The 18,381-nt window shown below is 62.0% G+C and carries 13 protein-coding genes and 2 tRNA genes; 9 read left to right on the top strand and 6 right to left on the bottom strand.

Features of this window, described 5'->3' with window-relative positions; translation table 11 throughout:
• Positions 1 to 75: 75 nt before the first annotated feature.
• The 8 genes from tig (at position 76) to BLW71_RS06880 (ending at position 9,265) form a co-directional block, all read left to right on the top strand.
• The gene (gene tig / locus BLW71_RS06915) at positions 76 to 1,422 is read left to right on the top strand and encodes a trigger factor (RefSeq protein WP_091794390.1); all 1,347 of its coding nucleotides are present in this window, start codon (positions 76 to 78) and stop codon (positions 1,420 to 1,422) included.
• Positions 1,423 to 1,612: 190 nt separating this feature from the next.
• Complete coding sequence (gene clpP / locus BLW71_RS06910; protein WP_007182010.1) at positions 1,613 to 2,266, top strand: ATP-dependent Clp endopeptidase proteolytic subunit ClpP; 654 nt, start codon at positions 1,613 to 1,615, stop codon at positions 2,264 to 2,266.
• A gap of 183 nt (positions 2,267 to 2,449) precedes the next feature.
• Positions 2,450 to 3,721, top strand: a complete 1,272-nt coding sequence (clpX, locus tag BLW71_RS06905; RefSeq protein ID WP_007182009.1) for an ATP-dependent Clp protease ATP-binding subunit ClpX — start codon at positions 2,450 to 2,452, stop codon at positions 3,719 to 3,721.
• A 203-nt stretch (positions 3,722 to 3,924) separates the two neighbouring features.
• On the top strand, positions 3,925 to 6,348 hold the full coding sequence (lon, locus tag BLW71_RS06900) for an endopeptidase La (protein ID WP_091794388.1): 2,424 nt from the start codon (positions 3,925 to 3,927) through the stop codon (positions 6,346 to 6,348).
• Between the two features lie 340 nt (positions 6,349 to 6,688).
• On the top strand, positions 6,689 to 6,961 hold the full coding sequence (locus BLW71_RS06895; protein ID WP_091794386.1) for an HU family DNA-binding protein: 273 nt from the start codon (positions 6,689 to 6,691) through the stop codon (positions 6,959 to 6,961).
• Between the two features lie 80 nt (positions 6,962 to 7,041).
• Positions 7,042 to 7,117 (top strand) — tRNA-Val (locus BLW71_RS06890).
• Positions 7,118 to 7,164: 47 nt separating this feature from the next.
• Positions 7,165 to 7,241: transfer RNA gene (locus BLW71_RS06885), tRNA-Asp, on the top strand.
• Between the two features lie 86 nt (positions 7,242 to 7,327).
• Positions 7,328 to 9,265 (top strand): SurA N-terminal domain-containing protein, encoded by a 1,938-nt coding sequence (locus BLW71_RS06880; protein WP_091794384.1) that lies wholly within the window; start codon positions 7,328 to 7,330, stop codon positions 9,263 to 9,265.
• Positions 9,266 to 9,366: 101 nt separating this feature from the next.
• Here the strand turns inward: BLW71_RS06880 and BLW71_RS06875 are convergent, their stop codons facing one another.
• Entirely contained in the window at positions 9,367 to 9,708 is a 342-nt protein-coding gene (locus BLW71_RS06875; protein ID WP_091794382.1) for a hypothetical protein, read from the bottom strand.
• A 118-nt stretch (positions 9,709 to 9,826) separates the two neighbouring features.
• A complete protein-coding gene (locus tag BLW71_RS06870) occupies positions 9,827 to 10,501 on the bottom strand; it encodes an arylesterase (RefSeq protein ID WP_177204985.1) in 675 nt (224 codons plus the stop codon).
• A 28-nt stretch (positions 10,502 to 10,529) separates the two neighbouring features.
• Here BLW71_RS06870 and BLW71_RS06865 point away from each other — a divergent pair, with 28 nt between their 5' ends.
• Positions 10,530 to 11,216 (top strand): ABC transporter ATP-binding protein, encoded by a 687-nt coding sequence (locus BLW71_RS06865; RefSeq protein ID WP_091794378.1) that lies wholly within the window; start codon positions 10,530 to 10,532, stop codon positions 11,214 to 11,216.
• Positions 11,217 to 11,411: 195 nt separating this feature from the next.
• Here BLW71_RS06865 and pgi read toward each other — a convergent pair whose 3' ends face one another.
• The 4 genes from pgi to BLW71_RS06845 all read right to left on the bottom strand — a co-directional run bounded on the left by pgi (position 11,412) and on the right by BLW71_RS06845 (position 18,129).
• Entirely contained in the window at positions 11,412 to 13,034 is a 1,623-nt protein-coding gene (pgi, locus tag BLW71_RS06860) for a glucose-6-phosphate isomerase (RefSeq protein WP_091794376.1), read from the bottom strand.
• A gap of 257 nt (positions 13,035 to 13,291) precedes the next feature.
• Positions 13,292 to 14,881 (bottom strand): NAD(P)H-hydrate dehydratase, encoded by a 1,590-nt coding sequence (locus BLW71_RS06855; RefSeq protein ID WP_091794374.1) that lies wholly within the window; start codon positions 14,879 to 14,881, stop codon positions 13,292 to 13,294.
• 159 nt (positions 14,882 to 15,040) lie between these two features.
• Positions 15,041 to 16,339, bottom strand: a complete 1,299-nt coding sequence (locus tag BLW71_RS06850) for an FAD-dependent oxidoreductase (protein ID WP_091800543.1) — start codon at positions 16,337 to 16,339, stop codon at positions 15,041 to 15,043.
• Between the two features lie 266 nt (positions 16,340 to 16,605).
• On the bottom strand, positions 16,606 to 18,129 hold the full coding sequence (locus tag BLW71_RS06845) for a M35 family metalloendopeptidase (RefSeq protein WP_091794372.1): 1,524 nt from the start codon (positions 18,127 to 18,129) through the stop codon (positions 16,606 to 16,608).
• Positions 18,130 to 18,381: the final 252 nt, after the last annotated feature.

Raw genomic sequence — 18,381 nt, 5'->3', positions numbered from 1 at the left:
GACACCGCGCAGCATCGAAAAGCGGCACGGAGAAGATAACTGATTCGCTCGAATAATTTTAGGACGATTGAAGCCATGGCTAACGTTGTTGAAAACCTCGGCAAGCTCGAACGCCGCGTCACGATTTCCCTGCCGAAGGACGCCGTGCAGAAGGAAGTGGACTCGCGTATCCGTCAACTCGCGAAGAACGTGCGCATGCCGGGTTTCCGCCCGGGCAAGGTGCCGCTCAAGATGGTGACGCAACAGTATTCGGGCCAGGTGGAAGCCGAAGTGCTGAGCGACAAGGTCGGCAAGGAATTCTTCGACATCAGCCGCGCCGAAAACCTGCGCGTCGCTGGTCAGCCGAGCTTCGCGCCGAAGACCGACGCCACTGAAGGCGACTACGCGTTCGACGCGACATTCGAGGTGTATCCGGAAGTGAAGCTGGGCGACGTCGCCACGGCGGAAATCGAGCGCACCACGACCACCATCAGCGAAGCGGAAATCGACCGCACGCTGGAGATCCTGCGCAAGCAGCGCGTGCACTTCCACGCTCGCGGCGAATCCGGCGAGCACGGTGACGGCGGCGCGGACACGGCGGCCAAAGAAGGCGATCGCGTGACGGTCGACTTCGTCGGCAAGATCGACGGTGAAGTGTTCCAGGGCGGCAGCGCTGAAGACTTCGCGTTCGTGCTGGGCGAAGGCCGCATGCTGCCGGAATTCGAAAAGGCAGCCACTGGCCTGAAGGTCGGCGAAGCGAAGGAATTCGACCTGGCTTTCCCCGAGGACTACCACGGCAAGGAAGTCGCCGGTAAGACCGCGCAATTCACGATCACGATGAAGAAGATCGAGTGGCCGCATCTGCCGGAAATCGACGGTGAATTCGCCAAGTCGCTCGGTATCGAAGACGGCGACCTGACCAAGATGCGCGCTGAGATCAAAGACAATCTCGAACGTGAAGCGAAGCGCCGCACGCAAGCCATCGTCAAGAACCAGGTGATGGACGCGCTGCTGAAGATTTCGGAACTCGACGTACCGAACGCGCTGATCGAGCAGGATCAGGAACGCCTCGTCGCGATGGCGCGTCAGGATCTGGAGCAACGTGGCGTGCCGAACGCCAAAGACGCACCGATTCCGGCTGCCATGTTCAAAGAACAGGCTGAGCGCCGTGTCAAGCTGGGCCTTGTGCTGGCCGAGCTGGTCAAGGCCAATGAACTGCAAGCCAAGCCGGAGCAGATTCGTGCCGAAGTGGACGAATTCGCGAAAAGCTATGAAGACCCGAAGGAAGTCGTCCGCTGGTATTATTCCAACCAGCAACGCCTTGCCGAAATGGAAGCGTACGTCGTTGAAGCCAACGTCGTCGATTTCGTCCTTGGCAAGGCTAAGGTGACGGACAAGGAAGTGAGCTTCGAAGAACTGGCAAGCGCAACGGCGCAAGCGTAAGCGTCGCTGCAACGGCGTGCCGGCTGTCGGAGCGACGGCCCGCACGCCGTTTTTTTGTGCTGCAAAAGTGTGGAGCGTTGTGTGAGGCACAGGCATCCCGCTCGCACGGATCGCGCACTTGAATACGGGGTCGTCGACCACACCTGTCTAGCATGTAATATTCAGAATATTTCAGACAAGGATCCACTGCATGACCTTTCGCGCTCAAATGCTGGACACGTTGACCTCCCAGTCGTCGCGGGATCTCGAAGCGCAGGCGCTCGGTCTGGTGCCGATCGTCGTGGAGACGAGCGGCCGGGGCGAGCGCTCGTATGACATTTATTCGCGTCTGCTGAAGGAACGCATTGTGTTCCTGGTCGGCGAAGTGAACGATCAGACGGCTAATCTCGTGGTTGCGCAGATGCTGTTCCTGGAAAGCGAGAACCCGGACAAGGACATCAGTTTCTACATCAACAGCCCGGGTGGTTCGGTGTCCGCCGGTATGGCGATTTACGATACGATGCAGTTCATCAAGCCGGACGTCTCTACGCTGTGCATGGGTCTCGCGGCCAGTATGGGCGCGTTCCTGCTGGCAGCGGGCGCGAAGGGCAAGCGTTTTGCTCTGCCTAATTCGCGGGTGATGATTCACCAGCCCCTCGGCGGTGCTCGCGGTCAGGCGTCGGATATTGAAATTCAGGCGCGCGAAATCCTGTATTTGAAGGAACGGCTGAATCATCTGCTGGCGCATCACACCGGCCAACCGGTCGAACGTATTGCACGCGACACCGACCGCGACAACTTCATGTCCGGCGACGACGCGCAAGCTTACGGTCTGGTTGACCAGGTGGCGCACAAGCGTCCTTGATCTGGTGCGGTTTTGCCCCGAATTGGGGCAAAACCGTTAGCCGATCGATTGTGAAACAATCAAGACTCGTCCGAGCGCCTGCGGCAAACGCCGTCACCTTGGCTCAGTCCCTGCCGCGCCCAAACTGCGAGGCGGGGGCAAACGGCGTATTATGTAATCGAGTGTCCGGAGGCTCACACATCTATGGCGGACAAGAAAGGTTCTAACAGCGAAAAGCTGTTGTATTGCTCGTTTTGCGGCAAGAGCCAGCATGAAGTCAAAAAGCTGATTGCCGGCCCGTCGGTGTTCATCTGCGATGAATGTATCGACCTGTGCAACGAAATCATCCGCGATGAGGCTGCAGGTGCGGGCATCGAGGCGGGCTTGTCCAAGTCCGATCTGCCGAGTCCGCAGGAAATCCGTGAAATCCTCGACCAGTATGTGATTGGTCAGGAGCGCGCGAAGAAAATTCTCGCCGTGGCGGTGTACAACCACTACAAGCGCCTGAAGCATCTCGACAAGAAGGATGAGATCGAGCTGTCCAAGAGCAACATTCTGCTGATCGGCCCGACCGGCTCCGGCAAGACATTGCTCGCACAGACGCTCGCGCGCCTTCTGAACGTTCCGTTTGTGATTGCCGACGCAACCACGCTGACGGAAGCCGGCTACGTCGGTGAAGACGTCGAGAACATCATTCAGAAGCTGCTGCAAAACTGCAATTACGAAGTCGACAAGGCCCAACGCGGTATTGTCTACATCGACGAAATCGACAAGATCAGCCGCAAGTCCGACAACCCGTCGATTACCCGCGACGTTTCGGGCGAGGGCGTGCAACAGGCGCTGCTGAAGCTGGTCGAAGGCACGATGGCGTCGGTGCCGCCGCAGGGCGGGCGTAAGCATCCGAATCAGGACTTCATCCAGGTCGACACCACCAATATTCTGTTCATTTGCGGTGGCGCTTTTGACGGCCTCGAAAAGGTTATCGTCGATCGTACCGAGAAGACCGGCATTGGCTTCGGTGCAAGCGTGAAGAGCAAGCAGGACCGCGACGCCGGCGAAGTGCTGCGCGAAGTGGAACCGGAAGATCTGATCAAGTTCGGCCTGATTCCCGAACTGATCGGCCGTCTGCCGGTGGTGGCCACGCTCGGCAAGCTCGACGAAGTCGCGTTGATGAAAATCCTCGTCGAACCGAAGAACGCTCTGGTGAAGCAATACCACAAGCTGTTCAATATGGAACGCGTCGAGCTCGAAATTCGCCCGGCCGCGTTGCAGGCTGTGGCGCGTAAGGCAATTCGTCGCAAGACGGGTGCTCGTGGTCTGCGCTCCATCCTGGAACAGGCGTTGCTTGATGTGATGTACGACCTGCCGCAGATGAAAGGCGTTAGCAAGGTCATCATCGACGACAACGTTATTGACGGCGACGGCAAACCGCTACTGATCTACGAAGACGCGCCCAAGGTCGCGGGTTCGAACTGATCGGCTTTCGGGTTCTTGCAAAAAAAGCCGTTCATGGCAACGTGAACGGCTTTTTTCGTTTATCGTGTGGTCAGGATGGTTGTTTTCACTATGGAGTCACTGAACCTTCGGAGTCACTGAACTTTTCCCACACGCGGAGGCTTGCAATCTTTTCTGCTGGCCTCACCTATCGAACGAACTGATTCCACTCATGGGGAAATGAAATGTCAGGAACCCAACTCCTTCCGCCGGAACGCATTACGCTCCCGCTGCTCCCGCTGCGTGACGTAGTCGTCTTCCCGCACATGGTGATTCCGCTCTTCGTAGGCCGCCCGAAGTCGATCAAGGCTCTCGAAGCAGCGATGGAAGGCGGCAAGCACATCATGCTCGTCGCCCAAAAAACGGCTGCGAAAGATGAGCCGACCGAAAAGGACATGTACGAAGTAGGGTGCGTTGCTAACATCCTGCAAATGCTCAAGCTGCCCGATGGCACCGTCAAGGTGCTGGTCGAAGGCTTGCAGCGCGCGAAAACGCTTTCCATCGAAGAACAGGAAACGCAGTTCTCGTGCGAAGTCATGCCGCTCGAACCCGACCACGCCGACAGCGCTGAAACCGAAGCGCTGCGCCGCGCGATCGTGTCGCAGTTCGACCAGTATGTGAAGCTGAACAAGAAGATCCCGCCGGAGATCCTGACGTCGCTGTCGGGTATCGACGAAGCCGGTCGTCTGGCCGACACGATCGCGGCGCATCTGCCGCTCAAGCTCGACCAGAAGCAGCACATCCTCGAAATGTTCCCGGTCATCGAGCGACTCGAGCATCTGCTCGCGCAACTCGAAGCCGAGATCGACATCCTGCAGGTTGAAAAGCGCATCCGCGGGCGTGTCAAACGCCAGATGGAGAAGAGCCAGCGCGAGTACTACCTGAACGAACAGGTCAAGGCGATCCAGAAGGAACTCGGCGAAGGCGAAGAAGGTGCGGACCTCGAAGAACTCGAGAAGCGCATCACGGCTGCCCGCATGCCGAAGGAAGCCAAGAAGAAGGCCGACGCCGAGCTGAAGAAGCTCAAGCTGATGTCGCCGATGTCGGCTGAAGCGACCGTCGTGCGTAACTACATCGACACGCTGATCGGCCTGCCGTGGCGCAAGAAGAGCAAGGTCAACAACGACCTCTCGAATGCGGAGCGCGTGCTCGACGAAGACCACTTCGGTCTCGAGAAAGTGAAGGAACGCATTCTCGAGTATCTCGCGGTCCAGCAACGTGTCGACAAGGTTAAAGCGCCGATCCTGTGCCTCGTTGGGCCTCCGGGTGTTGGTAAGACGTCGCTGGGTCAGTCGATCGCTCGCGCCACGAACCGCAAGTTCGTGCGTATGGCGCTCGGCGGCGTGCGCGACGAAGCCGAGATTCGCGGCCACCGTCGTACGTACATTGGTTCGATGCCCGGCAAGATTCTGCAAAGCCTGACGAAGGTCGGCGTGCGCAATCCGCTCTTCCTGCTCGACGAAGTCGACAAGATGGGTCAGGATTTCCGCGGCGATCCGTCGTCGGCTCTGCTGGAAGTGCTCGATCCGGAACAGAACCATACGTTCGCCGATCACTACGTTGAAGTGGATTTCGATCTGTCGGACGTGATGTTCGTGGCGACGTCGAACTCGCTGAACATTCCGCCGCCGTTGCTCGACCGGATGGAAGTGATCCGTCTGTCGGGTTATACGGAAGACGAGAAGGTCAGCATCGCGCAACGTTATCTTTTGCCCAAGCAGAAGAAGAACAACGGCCTCAAGGACGGCGAGGTCGATGTGACGGAAACCGCGATCCGCGACATCATTCGTTACTACACGCGTGAAGCGGGCGTACGTTCGCTCGAGCGTGAAATTTCGAAGATCTGCCGCAAGGTCGTGAAGATGCTTCTGCTGAAGAAGGCGGAAGGCGCGGTGAAGGTGGACGGTAGCAACCTCGACACGTTCCTTGGCGTGCGCAAGTACGACTTCGGTCTGGCTGCGAAGGAAAATCAGGTTGGCCAGGTCACGGGTCTTGCGTGGACGGAAGTGGGCGGCGATCTGCTGACCATTGAAGCCGCGGTGATGCCGGGTAAGGGCAATGTGATCCGTACGGGTTCGCTCGGCGACGTGATGAAGGAATCCGTCGAAGCGGCACGCTCGGTGGTCCGTTCGCGCTCGCGTCGTCTCGGTATCAAGGACGAAGCGTTCGAGAAGCAGGACATTCACATCCACGTGCCGGAAGGCGCGACGCCGAAAGACGGTCCGTCTGCCGGTATCGCGATGACGACCGCGCTGGTGTCGGTGTTGACCGGTATTCCGGTGCGTGCCGATGTCGCAATGACGGGCGAAATCACGCTGCGTGGCGAAGTTCTGCCGATCGGTGGCCTGAAGGAAAAACTGCTGGCGGCGCATCGCGGTGGTATCAAGCTGGTGCTGATTCCGGAAGAAAACGTCAAGGATCTGACGGAGATTCCGGACAACGTGAAGAACGCAATCGAAATCGTGCCGGTCCGGTGGATCGACAAGGTGCTCGAACTTGCGCTCGAACGTGTGCCGTCGGCGTTGCCGGATGAAGAGCCGAAACCTGCTGCGCCGGTTGCAGCGGAGCCTGGCAAAGACGCCGCAGCAACTGAAGTCGTGAAGCACTAACGCACTCTGCAACGAAGCTGCTTGCTGGAACAAAACCCGCGGTCACGGCCGCGGGTTTTTTATTGTTCGCTCAATGTCGGCCAGTAGTTTCGTGAGACACGTTTTCCCATCTATTGAGCAAAGCTTTGATGCGTCGGCCGATTGGTTGTGTGCGCATCGAATTGCGGCAACATCCGGTTATAAAAAGCCCGCTTGAAAACCACTCGAATCAGGCTCAACCCCGCTTGACACAAGGGTTTCGGCCAATTCTAATGATTGCGCCCGGCGTTGGCCGCCGGCCGCGTGATATCAGGCGCTATAGAGCGCCGTCACGATCGCCATAACATTCTCGGGGGTTGGGATGAATAAGACGGAATTGATCGATCACATTGCACAGGAAGCCGACATTTCGAAGGCAGCGGCAGGCCGTGCACTCGACGCGGTGATCGGTGGTGTCAAAGGTACGTTGAAGAAGGGCGGTTCGGTCACGCTGGTCGGTTTCGGCACGTTCGCGGTCGGCAAGCGTACCGCGCGCACCGGGCGCAATCCGCGCACCGGCGCCGCCATCAAAATCAAGGCAGCAAAGGTTCCTAAATTTAGGCCTGGCAAAGCTCTGAAGGATGCGCTAAACTAATGGGCTCGCTGCTTGAGGGACGTCGGTAGATGGAAGTCAGTAGGCAGAAGTCACGCAGCGGCAGCACTGAATCGTGAAACGGGTGCTTAGCTCAGTTGGTAGAGCGGCGCCCTTACAAGGCGTAGGTCGGGAGTTCGAGCCTCTCAGCACCCACCAGTTTCAGATTCGGCTGAATGTTTCAGCGCAGCGCAGTTGCTGCATAAGGAGTGGTAGTTCAGTCGGTTAGAATACCGGCCTGTCACGCCGGGGGTCGCGGGTTCGAGTCCCGTCCACTCCGCCAGTATCCTCGAAAGGCGAACTCCGGTTCGCCTTTTTTATTGCCCGCTGTTGTAAGATCGGGCGTTCTGTTTTTGGCACTCCTCACGCATGCTCGATTTTTTCCGCAATCACAAACGCCTGATGATGTTTATGCTCATCCTCGTCATTGTGCCGGGGTTGGGTTTTGTGGGTATTCAGGGCTTTCGCGGCTTCTTTGACGAAAGTGCAAACGTCGCGAGCGTCAACGGTCACAAGATCACGCGCGCTGAATACGATAACGCGATGCGTCAGCAACTCGACCGTGCCCGTCAGATGCTCGGCGCTCAGTTCGACATGAAGTCGTTCGACACGCCGGAGCGTCGCAGCGAGATGCTCGACGGCCTGATCGAACAGCGTGTGCTGGCCGATGAAACGCAGCGCCTGCACCTGACCGCATCCGACGACGCCGTGCGTCGCGTGCTGCTCAACGATCCGGTGATCTCGTCGCTGAAGAATCCTGACGGCACGATCGACGTCGACCGCTACAAGCAGCTGCTCGCCATGCAAGGCATGACGCCCGACCAGTACGACGAACGCGTGCGCTACAGCATCGCCACGCAGCAGTTGCCGGCCAGCATTCAAGGCAGTGCGTTCACGTCGAAGACGCTCGCGCAGCATCTGACCGAACTCGCGGAACAGCAGCGCGAAGTGCAGGGCATCGCGTTCCATCCGCGCGATTACGCGGCGAAGGTGCAGCCTACCGACGCGCAACTGCAAGCGTATTACGACGCGCATCCCAATGAATTCGCCACGCCGGCCACCGCCACGATCCAGTATCTCGTGATGTCGCCGGCAACGCTCGCCGCTTCCGTGCAGCCGAGCGACGCCGACCTGAAAAAGTTCTACGACGACAACATCGCGCACTACCGTACCGACGGTCAGGTGCGTGCGAGCCACATCCTGATCGCAGCGCCGAAAGACGCGAGCGCGGCCGACAAGGCCAAGGCGAAGCAGAAGGCCGAGGAGTTGCTCGCGCAGATCAAGGCGCATCCGGACCAGTTCGCGCAGATCGCGCAGCAGAATTCGCAGGATCCGGGTTCGGCGTCGAAGGGCGGCGATCTGGGCTACTTCGGCCGCGGCATGATCGCAGGCGGCCAGGCGTTCGACGACGCTGTATTCGCGCTGAAGAAAGACGAAGTCAGCGGCATCGTGCAGACCGATTTCGGCTATCACATCGTCAAGGTGACGGACGTGAAGCCGGCCGTTACAAAGCCGTTCGACGAAGTGAAAGATCAGATCTCGAAAGACCTGAAGACGCAGTTGGCAAGCAAGGCTTTCAGCGACGATTCAGAAGGCTTCACGTCGATCGTCTACGAAAAGGCGAAGAGCCTCCAGCCGGCTGCCGACAAGTACAAGCTGCAATTGCAAACAGCTACGGTCACGCCGCAGCCGGACCCGAAGCTTGCACCTGACAGCCCGCTGAACAACGCGAAATTCCTCGCCGCGGTGTTCGCGAACGACGCGGTGACGGCGCGCAACAACACGCAGGCCATCGACGTCGGCGGCAATACGTTGATCGCGGCGCGCGTGACTGACTACAAGGCGGCAGCGGTGCCGTCGCTCGAGGCCGTCAAGGACGCCGTGCGTCAAAAGGTGATCGCGGTTCAATCGAACGACGCGGCTCACAAAGACGGCGTGGCCAAACTCGCCGAGTTCGAGAAGTCGAAGGCAACCACGGGCTTCTCGTCGTCTCTTAAGGTATCGCGCAACGACGCACAGGGCGTGCCGCCGGCGGCATTGAGTGCAATCTACAAGGCGGACGCGCAAAAATTGCCCGCTTATGTCGGTGTGGATCTGGGTGACGACGGCTATGCGATCTATCGTGTGAACGCGGTGGTAGCCGGCACGACGGTCGATCCGCAGCGTTTGGCCGCAGCACAGCAACAGATCGCGCAGGTCGATGCGCAATCTGAAGCAGAGGCGTATGTCGCAGCAGTGCGCGCGCGTTCCAAGGTGAAGTTCTACGGTTCGCTCGACAGCAGCAATGCGCAAGCAAGCGGCGAGTAACGCCCACGCGTAAACCTACGCGCACACGCAAAAAAGCCCCGCTATGGCGGGGCTTTTTCATTTGACGAGTGCAAGCTCGTCAAACGGTTGGCAGCAGCGCGTTACAGGCAGCCGCTGATTGCACTCGTGGCGTCGCTGCCTGCGGCGCCATTGGCGCGGAAGCCGACCCACGTGCCCTTGCCGGTGTACGAAGGACGTACGACAGCGGCGGCGCCGTTAGGCGGCTGCTGACCCGGAACATACACATCCATGGCTTGGTCGTTAGCCAGCGTGTCTTGCGACACGACTTGTTGCTGCGAGCTGTCTGCCCATTTTTGCGCGATGCAGGTGGCAACAGCCTTAGGCGGCTGCTGGCTTTGCCCAACGGACTGAACGCCAGCAGGCGGTTGAGCGGCACAGGCGGAAATTGCCACGGTCAAAGCGATTAACGGTAAATATTTCACGTTATCTCCTCAAAAGTCGCTCAAAATCGAGCCGGGCTACACGGGATTACGAAAGTGTCAGAGAGAACTTACCGATCCGCGTTCCCGAAGTTCTGGAAACAAGTTGTTAGCAGGCTTTTCAGCGCGGCGAACTTGTGCGAAGGAGTGGCTTGACTGCGGGCCACACGTTGTTAAGTAGCACTGGCTGTGCCTGCTGGGTGGGATGAATCTGATCGGCCTGGAACATCTCCGGTTTGTCGGCGATGCCGGCAAGCAGAAACGGCACAAGAGGCACGCGCAGTTGCTTCGACAACTCGCCGTACAGGCCGTGGAACTTTTGCGTGTAGTCGGGGCCGTAATTGGGTGGCACATACATGCCGATCAGTACGACTTTCGCGTGACCTTGCTGAGCCTGCTCGATGATCGTGCGCAGGTTGTCTTCGGTGGTGGAAAGCGGCACGCCACGCAATGCGTCGTTGGCGCCGAGTTCGACGATCACGATGCTCGGCTTCAGGCGCTGCATGAGCGCGGGTAAGCGGGCGCGTCCGCCGCTCGTGGTGTCGCCGCTGATGCTCGCATTGGCGACGCTATAATCGATTCGCTCGTCGGTGAGGCGCTGGCGCATCAACGCAACCCAGCCAGTGTCGCGGGGCAGGCCGTATTCGGCGGAGATGCTGTCGCCGAGCACGACGATCACCGGCTTGACCGGTTCGGGCGCATTGGCGGCCCGGGCCGCGAAGCTCGCTGAAAACAGGGTGGCGGCCATCACGGTGCAGCCGCAAGCCTTCGTCAGCGCCGTGGCGCGAGACGTCATGGCACGCACTTTCAACCTACGCTTCACCATGCTAAACAAAACTGATCCAGTCATTGAAGTGCGGGGTTTGTGCAAGAAGGTTAAGGATGCAACGGGCGAACTGACGATTCTCGACGACATCGATCTTGCTATCGCTGCCGGCAGCAGTGTGGCGATTGTCGGTGCATCCGGGTCGGGCAAGTCTACGCTGCTCGGCTTGCTCGCAGGATTGGACAGCGCGAGTTCGGGCTCGGTTCGGCTGCTCGGCCGAGAACTCGGCGAGCTGAACGAAGACGAGCAGGCCGCATTGCGTAGCGGCTCCGTCGGTTTCGTGTTCCAGTCGTTTCAACTCATGCCGCATTTAACGGCGCTCGAAAACGTCACCTTGCCGCTGGAACTGCAGGGCGGCATCAGCACCCGCGAAGCTGCGACGCGTGCGCGTGGCTTGCTGGAGCAGGTGGGCCTCGGCAAGCGGACCGGTCACTACCCCAAGCTGCTGTCGGGTGGCGAGCAACAACGTGTGGCGCTCGCGCGTGCGTTCGTCACGCATCCGGCGATCCTGTTCGCCGACGAACCGACCGGCAGTCTCGACGCGGCCACTGGTCACGCGGTGATCGATCTGATGTTCGAAATGAACCGCGCGAACGGCGCGACGTTGATTCTCGTCACGCATGACATCGAACTGGCGCGCCGCTGCGATACGACGGTAACGATCGAGGCGGGGCGTCTCGTGTGAGCGAGCCGTGGGCGCAACGGGCGTCGCTGCCAAAGCAAAAGCGGGCCACAGGGGCCCGCTTTTTCATTGCGGAAGCTACTGTGTCGGCAGGTGAGCGCACTGAACAGCTTCAGCGCAGAGTCGAAACACATTCAGCGCAAATTCATCACCGGCTCTTCACCGACTAGACGGCGCGATGCGCCGTGCCGCTCACCGTCACTTCTTCAACGCCGCGCGTGCCCGCGCGATCAACGCGGACGTCGACGAGTCATGCTTCTTTTCATCGACGCTCGGCGCGGTCAGATCAGCCTCGACCACCTTGCCGAGGATCTTGCCCAACTCGACGCCCCATTGATCGAACGGGTTGATATCCCACACGGAGGCTTGCACCAGCACCTTGTGCTCGTACAACGCAATCAATGCGCCGAGCGAACGTGCGGTGAGCGCATCGACCAGCAGCGTGCTGGTCGGGCGGTTACCCGGAAACACAAGGTGCGGCGCCAGCTCCGGCTTGTCCGCGCCGGCCACTTTCTTCGCTTCCTCGAGCGTGCGGCCGAGCATCAACGCTTCACTCTGCGCAAAGCAATTGGCGAGCAGCTTCGGATGATGGCTGACGAGCGGATGCTCCGGCGTCAACACGGCGATGAAATCGATCGGCACGATCGTCGGACCCTGGTGCAGCATCTGGAAGAAAGCATGCTGACCGTTCGTGCCCGGTTCGCCCCACGTCACCGCGGCGGTCGGATAGTCGACCATCGCGCCGTCGAGGCGCGCGGACTTGCCGTTGCTCTCCATTTCGAGCTGTTGCAGATACGAGGGCAGGAAATGCAGTGCTTCCGAATACGGCGCGACCAGGTAGCTTTGCGAGCCGAAGAAGTTGCGATACCAGATGCCGATCATGCCGAGCAGCACCGGCAGATTTTTTTCGAGCGGCGCGTCGCGGAAATGCTGGTCCATCTCGTTGGCGCCCGCGAGCAGTTCGCCGAACTGCTGCGGTCCGATCGCGATCATGATCGACAGCCCCACCGCCGACCACAACGAATAGCGCCCGCCGACCCAGTCCCACATCTCGAACACGTTCTCTTTCGCGATGCCGAACTTGACCACCTCCGTGGGATTGGCCGACACGCCGACGAAGTGTTTCGCCAGCGCGCTTTCCGGGCAGCCTTTCTCGACGAACCAGTCGCGCAGCGAGCGCGCGTTGGTCATGGTTTCGAGCGTGGTGAAGGTCTTGGAGACGATGATCGCGAGCGTTTCTTCCGGATCGATCTGCTGCATCACGTTGTACAGATCGGCGCCGTCGACGTTCGACACGAAGTGCGTGGTGATCTCCGGCGTGGCCAGATGATGCAGCGCGTGCACGACCATCTTCGGCCCGAGGTCCGAGCCGCCGATGCCGATGTTCACCACGTAGCGAATCCGCTTGCCGGTATAGCCTTTCCACTCGCCGCTGCGCACCTGATCGGCGAACGCGGCCATCTTGGCGCGCTCGGCCTGAATCTGGTCGTAGAACGGCGCTTTCGGATCCGTGGCGCGCAGTGCCGTGTGCAGCGCGGCGCGGCCTTCCGTCGGGTTGACGACTTCACCCGCGAACATGGCGTCGCGGCGTTTTTCGACGCCGGCTTCGCGCGCGAGTTGCACGAGCAGTTTCAGCGTCTCGTCGGTGATGCGGTTCTTCGAGAAATCGGCCGCGAGACCGCCGCCCGCGAACGCAAAGCGCTCGGCACGGGTAGGAGCGGGATCGTTCTCGGGGGCGAACCAGTCGCGCAGGTGCGCATCGCGAATCTTCTCGTAATGCGTTTGCAGCGAGGACCAGGAGGGGAGCGAGTTCTGGGTCATAGCGTCCGTCTAACCAAGGGGCACGAAGAAAGGCGCGCGCGTGAAGCGCTGCCGAGGATGATGCAACGATGCTGTTAGAGCGATGCCGCGCGGCCGGGTTCGCCGCGGGTGGCGGCGAAGCTTCGGCCGAAATTTCGGGGAAACTTAGTCGTCACCCGTGCTTGCTCCGACGCGCGGCGCAGTCAGTCAGTATAACGGCGTTGCGTGACGGGCGGCAGCGCTTTGGACGGTGCGCCCATAGGTTGGGACGAACGCTTTCAGGACTCCGCTGCCGGATAGAACAGACGGTTCAGCAAGGTGCGCACCATCGGCGCCAGTTCGCCCGCGGTCAGGCCCGCGGGACCGTGGCCTTGTGCGCTCAGCGTGTCGGCGGCGAGGCCGTGCAGATAGACGCCCGCAAGCGCCGCTTCGTAGCGCGGCAGATGTTGCGCGAGCAGCGCGCCGATGATGCCGCCGAGCACGTCGCCGGTGCCGCCCGTCGCGAGCGCGGCGTTGCCGGTCGGATTGATCGCGAGACGGCCGTCCGGTGCCGCGACGACCGTGCCGGTGCCTTTCAGGACCACGACGCTGGCAAAGCGTGCGGCAAGCGCGCGTGCCGCGGTGAGGCGGTCGCGCTGCACGCCCGGCGCGTCGGTGCCGAGCAGGCGCGCGGCTTCGAGCGGGTGCGGCGTGAGGATGCACGGGTCGCCCTGTACGCCGCGCGCGGTGACTTCGGCGGCGAGCGCGGGATCTTTCGCGATCAGGTTCAACGCGTCCGCGTCGAACAGCTTGGGCACGTCGAGGCGCAGCACGTCGTGCATGACCTGGGTGGCGCGGTCGCGATGACCCATGCCGCAGCCGACTGCGAGCGCGTCCATCTGATCGAGCGGTAGAGCGTCGATCGCATGCAGCATGAGTTCGGGGTGCGGCGGGTCGTAGGGCGGGGCGCCTTCGCCCAGAAGCGCGACGTGTACCTTGCCCGCGCCGCTGTAAAGCGCCGCGCGCGAAGCGAGAATCGGCGCGCCGCACATGCCGGTGTCGCCGCCGACCACGGCAAGGCTGCCGAAGCTGCCCTTGTTGGTCGCGAAATCACGTGGCGGCAAATAGGCGGCGAAGAGTTCGGGCGCGTTCAGTTGGACGGCCGTACGGCCGCTGGTGTCCACGCCGATCGGCGCGACAGTGACCGCGCCCGCGAGGTCGCGGCCTTGCGCGGTGAAGAGTCCCGGCTTGGCGCCGATGAAGGTGATCGTATGCGTGGCATGGACGGCGGCGCCGTCGCCATTGGCTACGACCGTGCCGGTGTCGCTGTCCAGTCCGCTCGGCACGTCGAGCGCCAGCACGCCGCCTTTGCGGGGGCGTGTTTTTGTTCGTTGCGAGAGGCGGCGCGCGACGTCCGCGAAGACACCTTCGAGCGGACGTGTCAGACCTATGCCGAACATGCCGTCCACGAGCCACGTATAGCCGTCGAGCGAGGCGGGCACTGTTGCGGTGATCGCGACGCCCGCCGCGCGCGCCGTATCGAGAGCCCAGCGGGCGTCGTCCGGTTTTACTTCGACCGGCATGCACAGTTCGACGGCAATGCCGGCTTCGTGCAGTTCCGTCGCGAGAATCAGCGCATCACCGCCGTTATTGCCCGGCCCCGCGATGAGCCACACCTTCTGTCTGGATTTGCCGATCGAGGTGTCGCGGGTGATCTGCTCCTGCAGGAAGCTCGCGGCGGATTTCCCGGCGCGCGACATCAGCGTGTGCTGCGGCAACGCTGTCGCCGCCTGGGATTCCGCGATTCGCAGATCAGTCAGCGTCAGTAGCGGCAATGCGCGGTTGTGCGGGCTGATGAGCGTTGGCGGCGTGTGATCGGCATCTGTCATGGCGGGGCTCGGCGGTTCACCTGGAGCCAGGTGAGAAAGCTTGGGAATCGCTATGGTAGTGCCGATAGGCGCCCGGCGGGCGCCTCTTGCGGCGTGCTCATGCGCGCGCCCGCCTCACAGTCAGTGGAAGCGGCCCGCTCATGCGCGCGCCCACCTCGTTCAATGGAAGCGGTCCGCGCGCAATGCGGCCAGCGTGTCCGCGGGAACGTCCGGCGTGCCGCCTGAAATCAGGTCGGCAACCAGTTTGCCGGCCCCGCAGGCGAGGCCCCAGCCCGCAGGGCCGTGACCGACATTGACGAAAAGGCGCGGATGCAGCGCATTGCCGATCACCGGCAAGCCGTCCGGCGACAGCAGTTTGGCGCCTTCCCACGGCAAGGCCGCGGAAATGCGCGCCGCGCCCGGAATCCAGTCGTGCGTGGCCTGGCCGAGCAGGGCGAGCGCTTCTTTCGTCACGGCTTCGCCCAGCGGCTTGTCGATCTGGCCGGCGCTTTGCAAAACCGCGCCGCCCGCGATTCGCAGGCGATGGTTCATCCGGCTGATCGCGATCCGCTTCACCGCGTCCACGATGGCGACGTGCGGCGCGCATTCCTCATGCGCGATCGGTGCGACCAGCGTGTGCAGGCGCAGCGGATGCAGCGGCAGCCGCAAGCCAAGGCGCTCGAGAAGAGGCAGGCTGCCGTGGCCCGCGGCCACGACCACGGCGTCGGCGTGGATCACATCCACTTCGCGCGAGCGGGATGCCGCGCCCGGCCGCGGCGCCAACTCGACCGCGGCGCGCTGGCCTTCGAGGCGGATCGAGGAGACTTCGCAGCCCAGCATGAACTGGACGTCGCCCTGGGTATCCAGCGTCTGCTTGATCAGTTTCGTGAACAGCGGGCAGTTGGCCGTGCGCTCCTGGTCGAACAGCACGCCGCCCGCGAATTCCGGCTCCGTGCGTACGGAATGCTCGAACGCGGCGCATTGCTCGGGTGTCAACTCGTGGTGCGGCACTTCGAAGAGCCGGAGCAGGCCGAGGGCCGGCCGCGTCTGTTGCCACTCCTGTTCAGAGCGCACCAGATAGAGCACGCCGCTTGCCTGTTCGAACTCGAGCCCGAAGCGCGCTTCCATGTCGGCCATGGTGTCGCGCGACAGCTCGATCAGCGGTCGCAGCAGTCCGAATTGATGGCCGAAGGCGTCGGGGTCTTGCAGTTCGGCGAGTTGTTTGACCAGCTGGCGCGCCGGTCCGTTGAAACCGGTTTTATTGACTACGCCGTTCTTGGCGTTTTGACGGCTCGCCATGAAGGTCGGGCCGAACCAGACGTCCAGCGGGGTGGGCAGGACGGTGCCGCCGTGTCCGTAGGTCGCGCCCTGCGCGACAGTGGCGTGGCGCTCGACGACGCATACCCGGTGGCCGGCCGCGCGCAGTTGATAAGCGGTGGCGACGCCCGCAATCCCGCCGCCAATGACGATGACATCCATGTTCTGATTCGATTTGCCGACGGGGCGCCGAAGCGGCGTATTCCCGTTGAGCGTGACATGCGGCGCGCTGCCCGGCCTGCTCGGGCCGTCCGCGCCGATCTGGTGAAAGGGCGAATGATAGCAGTCAAACCGGCCCGCCTGCCACGCGCGCGGCGCGGGCTCCGGCCGCGGCGGGCGCAACGGCGAGGGCACGGGAGCGCACGGGATGCGTCGTCGTCCTTCGTGATCCGTCGCGGCCGCGGCGAGTGCCGGTGCTGCTCAGAGGCTCATGCCGTTGCCTGCGCGCGAATGAACATGCCGTAGTTTTCGGCGTTGTCGGTGGCTATGTCGCTGTTCCGCGCCGCGAGGCCGGCGACGGCGGCCGGACCATACAGGTGATCCTTGGTGTTGCCGATGTACGGGAAATGGCTCAACTCATGGGCGATCGTCGCTTCCGGCGTGTTGGTGCCGAACGCGTGATCGAAGAAATGCGGTTTGAGGTTGATCTGATGCGGCGAACTGGATTGCACGTGCGCCAGCTCCGAGTTGTCGTGCGCCGCGCCGAGGACGAAGGTGAACCGGTCGTGCGACATGGCGTGCTGCATGCGGGTGAAGACCTGTTCGACTTTCTGCACGTTCCGCTGAGTCGGGCTGCCGAACCAGCGCGCAAAGTTGCTGTCCGGATGACCGGATTCGAGCTTGTCGAGCGCGCTGTCGATCATGCGCTTCACGTGTTGATAGGCGCGGTTCACTATGCCGCCTTGCGCCGGCGTGAATCCGATCAGCGCCGGGGTCTGCGCGGAGCCGGGGGCCGGTTGATCGTAGTCGGTGTGGTCGTTGTTGTTGTCGGGCGCCTGGATGTCGCCACTATCGCCGCCTGTGGGCATGAAGGGCTGGCCGCCACTATCGCCTGTGGGCGTGGGGAGTTGGGCGCCGCCGTTGCCGATAGGCGCGGAGGGTTGACCACCACCGTTGCCGATAGGCGCGGAGGGTTGACCACCACCGTTGCCGATTGGCGCTGAGGGCTGGCCGCCGCCAGTTGCCGGCAGCTCGCTGCCGCCGTCGCCATTACCCGGGAGTGGCGATGACGCCGGAGCGCCGCCGGCCACGGGTGGAGGCATCGTGTGGCCCGCAGGTTCGGGCGTGAGACCCTCGGCGTCCATCGAAGGAGGTATGTTGTCGGGCTTTTCGTGCCAGGCGATGCGTTTGTGCTTGCCGTTTAGGTCCCAGACGTCACGGATGTGGTTTCCGTTCGCGTCCCAAGTGTCGCGTATATGGTTGCCGCTCGAATCCCATTTGTCGCGAACATGTTTTCCGCTTTCGTTCGAACTCTCGCGGATGTGTTCGCCGTCTGCGTCCCAACTCTCGCGGATGTGTTCGCCGTTGGCGTCCACGCTGTCGCGGGTGTGCTTGCCGTCCGAGTCCCACGTGTCGTGAATAGGGGCACCTTTGGCGTCCACGCTGTCGCGGGTGTGCTTGCCGTCCGCGTCCCACGTGTCGCGAACCGGATTGCCTTTTGCGTCCTTGGTGTCCCGGGCCCGCTCACCCGAACCGTCCAGCGTATACGGCACCGCCGTACCGGCGATGCGCTCAAGCGGCTCAGCCCCGCCTCCAACCCTCGGTGCCCGGTCGTCCGTCTTGCCGTGTGGAGCCCAGTCCGGCGCATTGCCAACCGGCGCACGCAGCGTCTCGTCCGGCGCATGGATGCGAGGCGCCTGCCGCGCGGGTGCTGCGGCCATGCCCCGCGGCGGCTGCATCAAGGCCAGCGGATGCGAAGTCTGATGGGTACTGCCATAGCGGTTCACGTTCATGACATGCCTGTTCAGATGAGTTTGCGGTTCGCGCCGCGGGCGGGTTCGCGCATCACGCAGCCCCGCCGACGCGTCCGGGCGAATGAATTGCCCCACTTGCGCGTCGATTAAAGCATCGGCACGTCGACGGGATGTCGTATCGGAAGAACACATTCGCAAGCACGCGGCCGCCGGCCGCCCGGACACGCCGCGTGGCCGCCGGAAGCCCGTTCCCGGGGTATAATCTCGGACTTCCGTTCCGCCTCACGTCGC

Origin of the sequence: Burkholderia sp. WP9 (assembly GCF_900104795.1) — a bacterium.
In the GTDB taxonomy this organism is placed as follows: domain Bacteria; phylum Pseudomonadota; class Gammaproteobacteria; order Burkholderiales; family Burkholderiaceae; genus Paraburkholderia.
The sequence above is the reverse complement of the archived record's forward strand: the minus strand, read 5'-3'. Positions and strand labels throughout refer to the sequence as shown.

What these genes read in the sequence shown, in the direction of transcription:
- tig (WP_091794390.1), top strand. Translation starts at nt 76, where the DNA reads ATGGCTAACGTTGTTGAAAACCTCGGCAAGCTCGAACGCCGCGTCACG.
- clpP (WP_007182010.1), top strand. Translation starts at nt 1,613, where the DNA reads ATGACCTTTCGCGCTCAAATGCTGGACACGTTGACCTCCCAGTCGTCG.
- clpX (WP_007182009.1), top strand. Translation starts at nt 2,450, where the DNA reads ATGGCGGACAAGAAAGGTTCTAACAGCGAAAAGCTGTTGTATTGCTCG.
- lon (WP_091794388.1), top strand. Translation starts at nt 3,925, where the DNA reads ATGTCAGGAACCCAACTCCTTCCGCCGGAACGCATTACGCTCCCGCTG.
- BLW71_RS06895 (WP_091794386.1), top strand. Translation starts at nt 6,689, where the DNA reads ATGAATAAGACGGAATTGATCGATCACATTGCACAGGAAGCCGACATT.
- BLW71_RS06880 (WP_091794384.1), top strand. Translation starts at nt 7,328, where the DNA reads ATGCTCGATTTTTTCCGCAATCACAAACGCCTGATGATGTTTATGCTC.
- BLW71_RS06870 (WP_177204985.1), bottom strand. Translation starts at nt 10,501, where the DNA reads ATGACGTCTCGCGCCACGGCGCTGACGAAGGCTTGCGGCTGCACCGTG.
- BLW71_RS06865 (WP_091794378.1), top strand. Translation starts at nt 10,530, where the DNA reads ATGCTAAACAAAACTGATCCAGTCATTGAAGTGCGGGGTTTGTGCAAG.
- pgi (WP_091794376.1), bottom strand. Translation starts at nt 13,034, where the DNA reads ATGACCCAGAACTCGCTCCCCTCCTGGTCCTCGCTGCAAACGCATTAC.
- BLW71_RS06855 (WP_091794374.1), bottom strand. Translation starts at nt 14,881, where the DNA reads ATGACAGATGCCGATCACACGCCGCCAACGCTCATCAGCCCGCACAAC.
- BLW71_RS06850 (WP_091800543.1), bottom strand. Translation starts at nt 16,339, where the DNA reads ATGGATGTCATCGTCATTGGCGGCGGGATTGCGGGCGTCGCCACCGCT.
- BLW71_RS06845 (WP_091794372.1), bottom strand. Translation starts at nt 18,129, where the DNA reads ATGAACGTGAACCGCTATGGCAGTACCCATCAGACTTCGCATCCGCTG.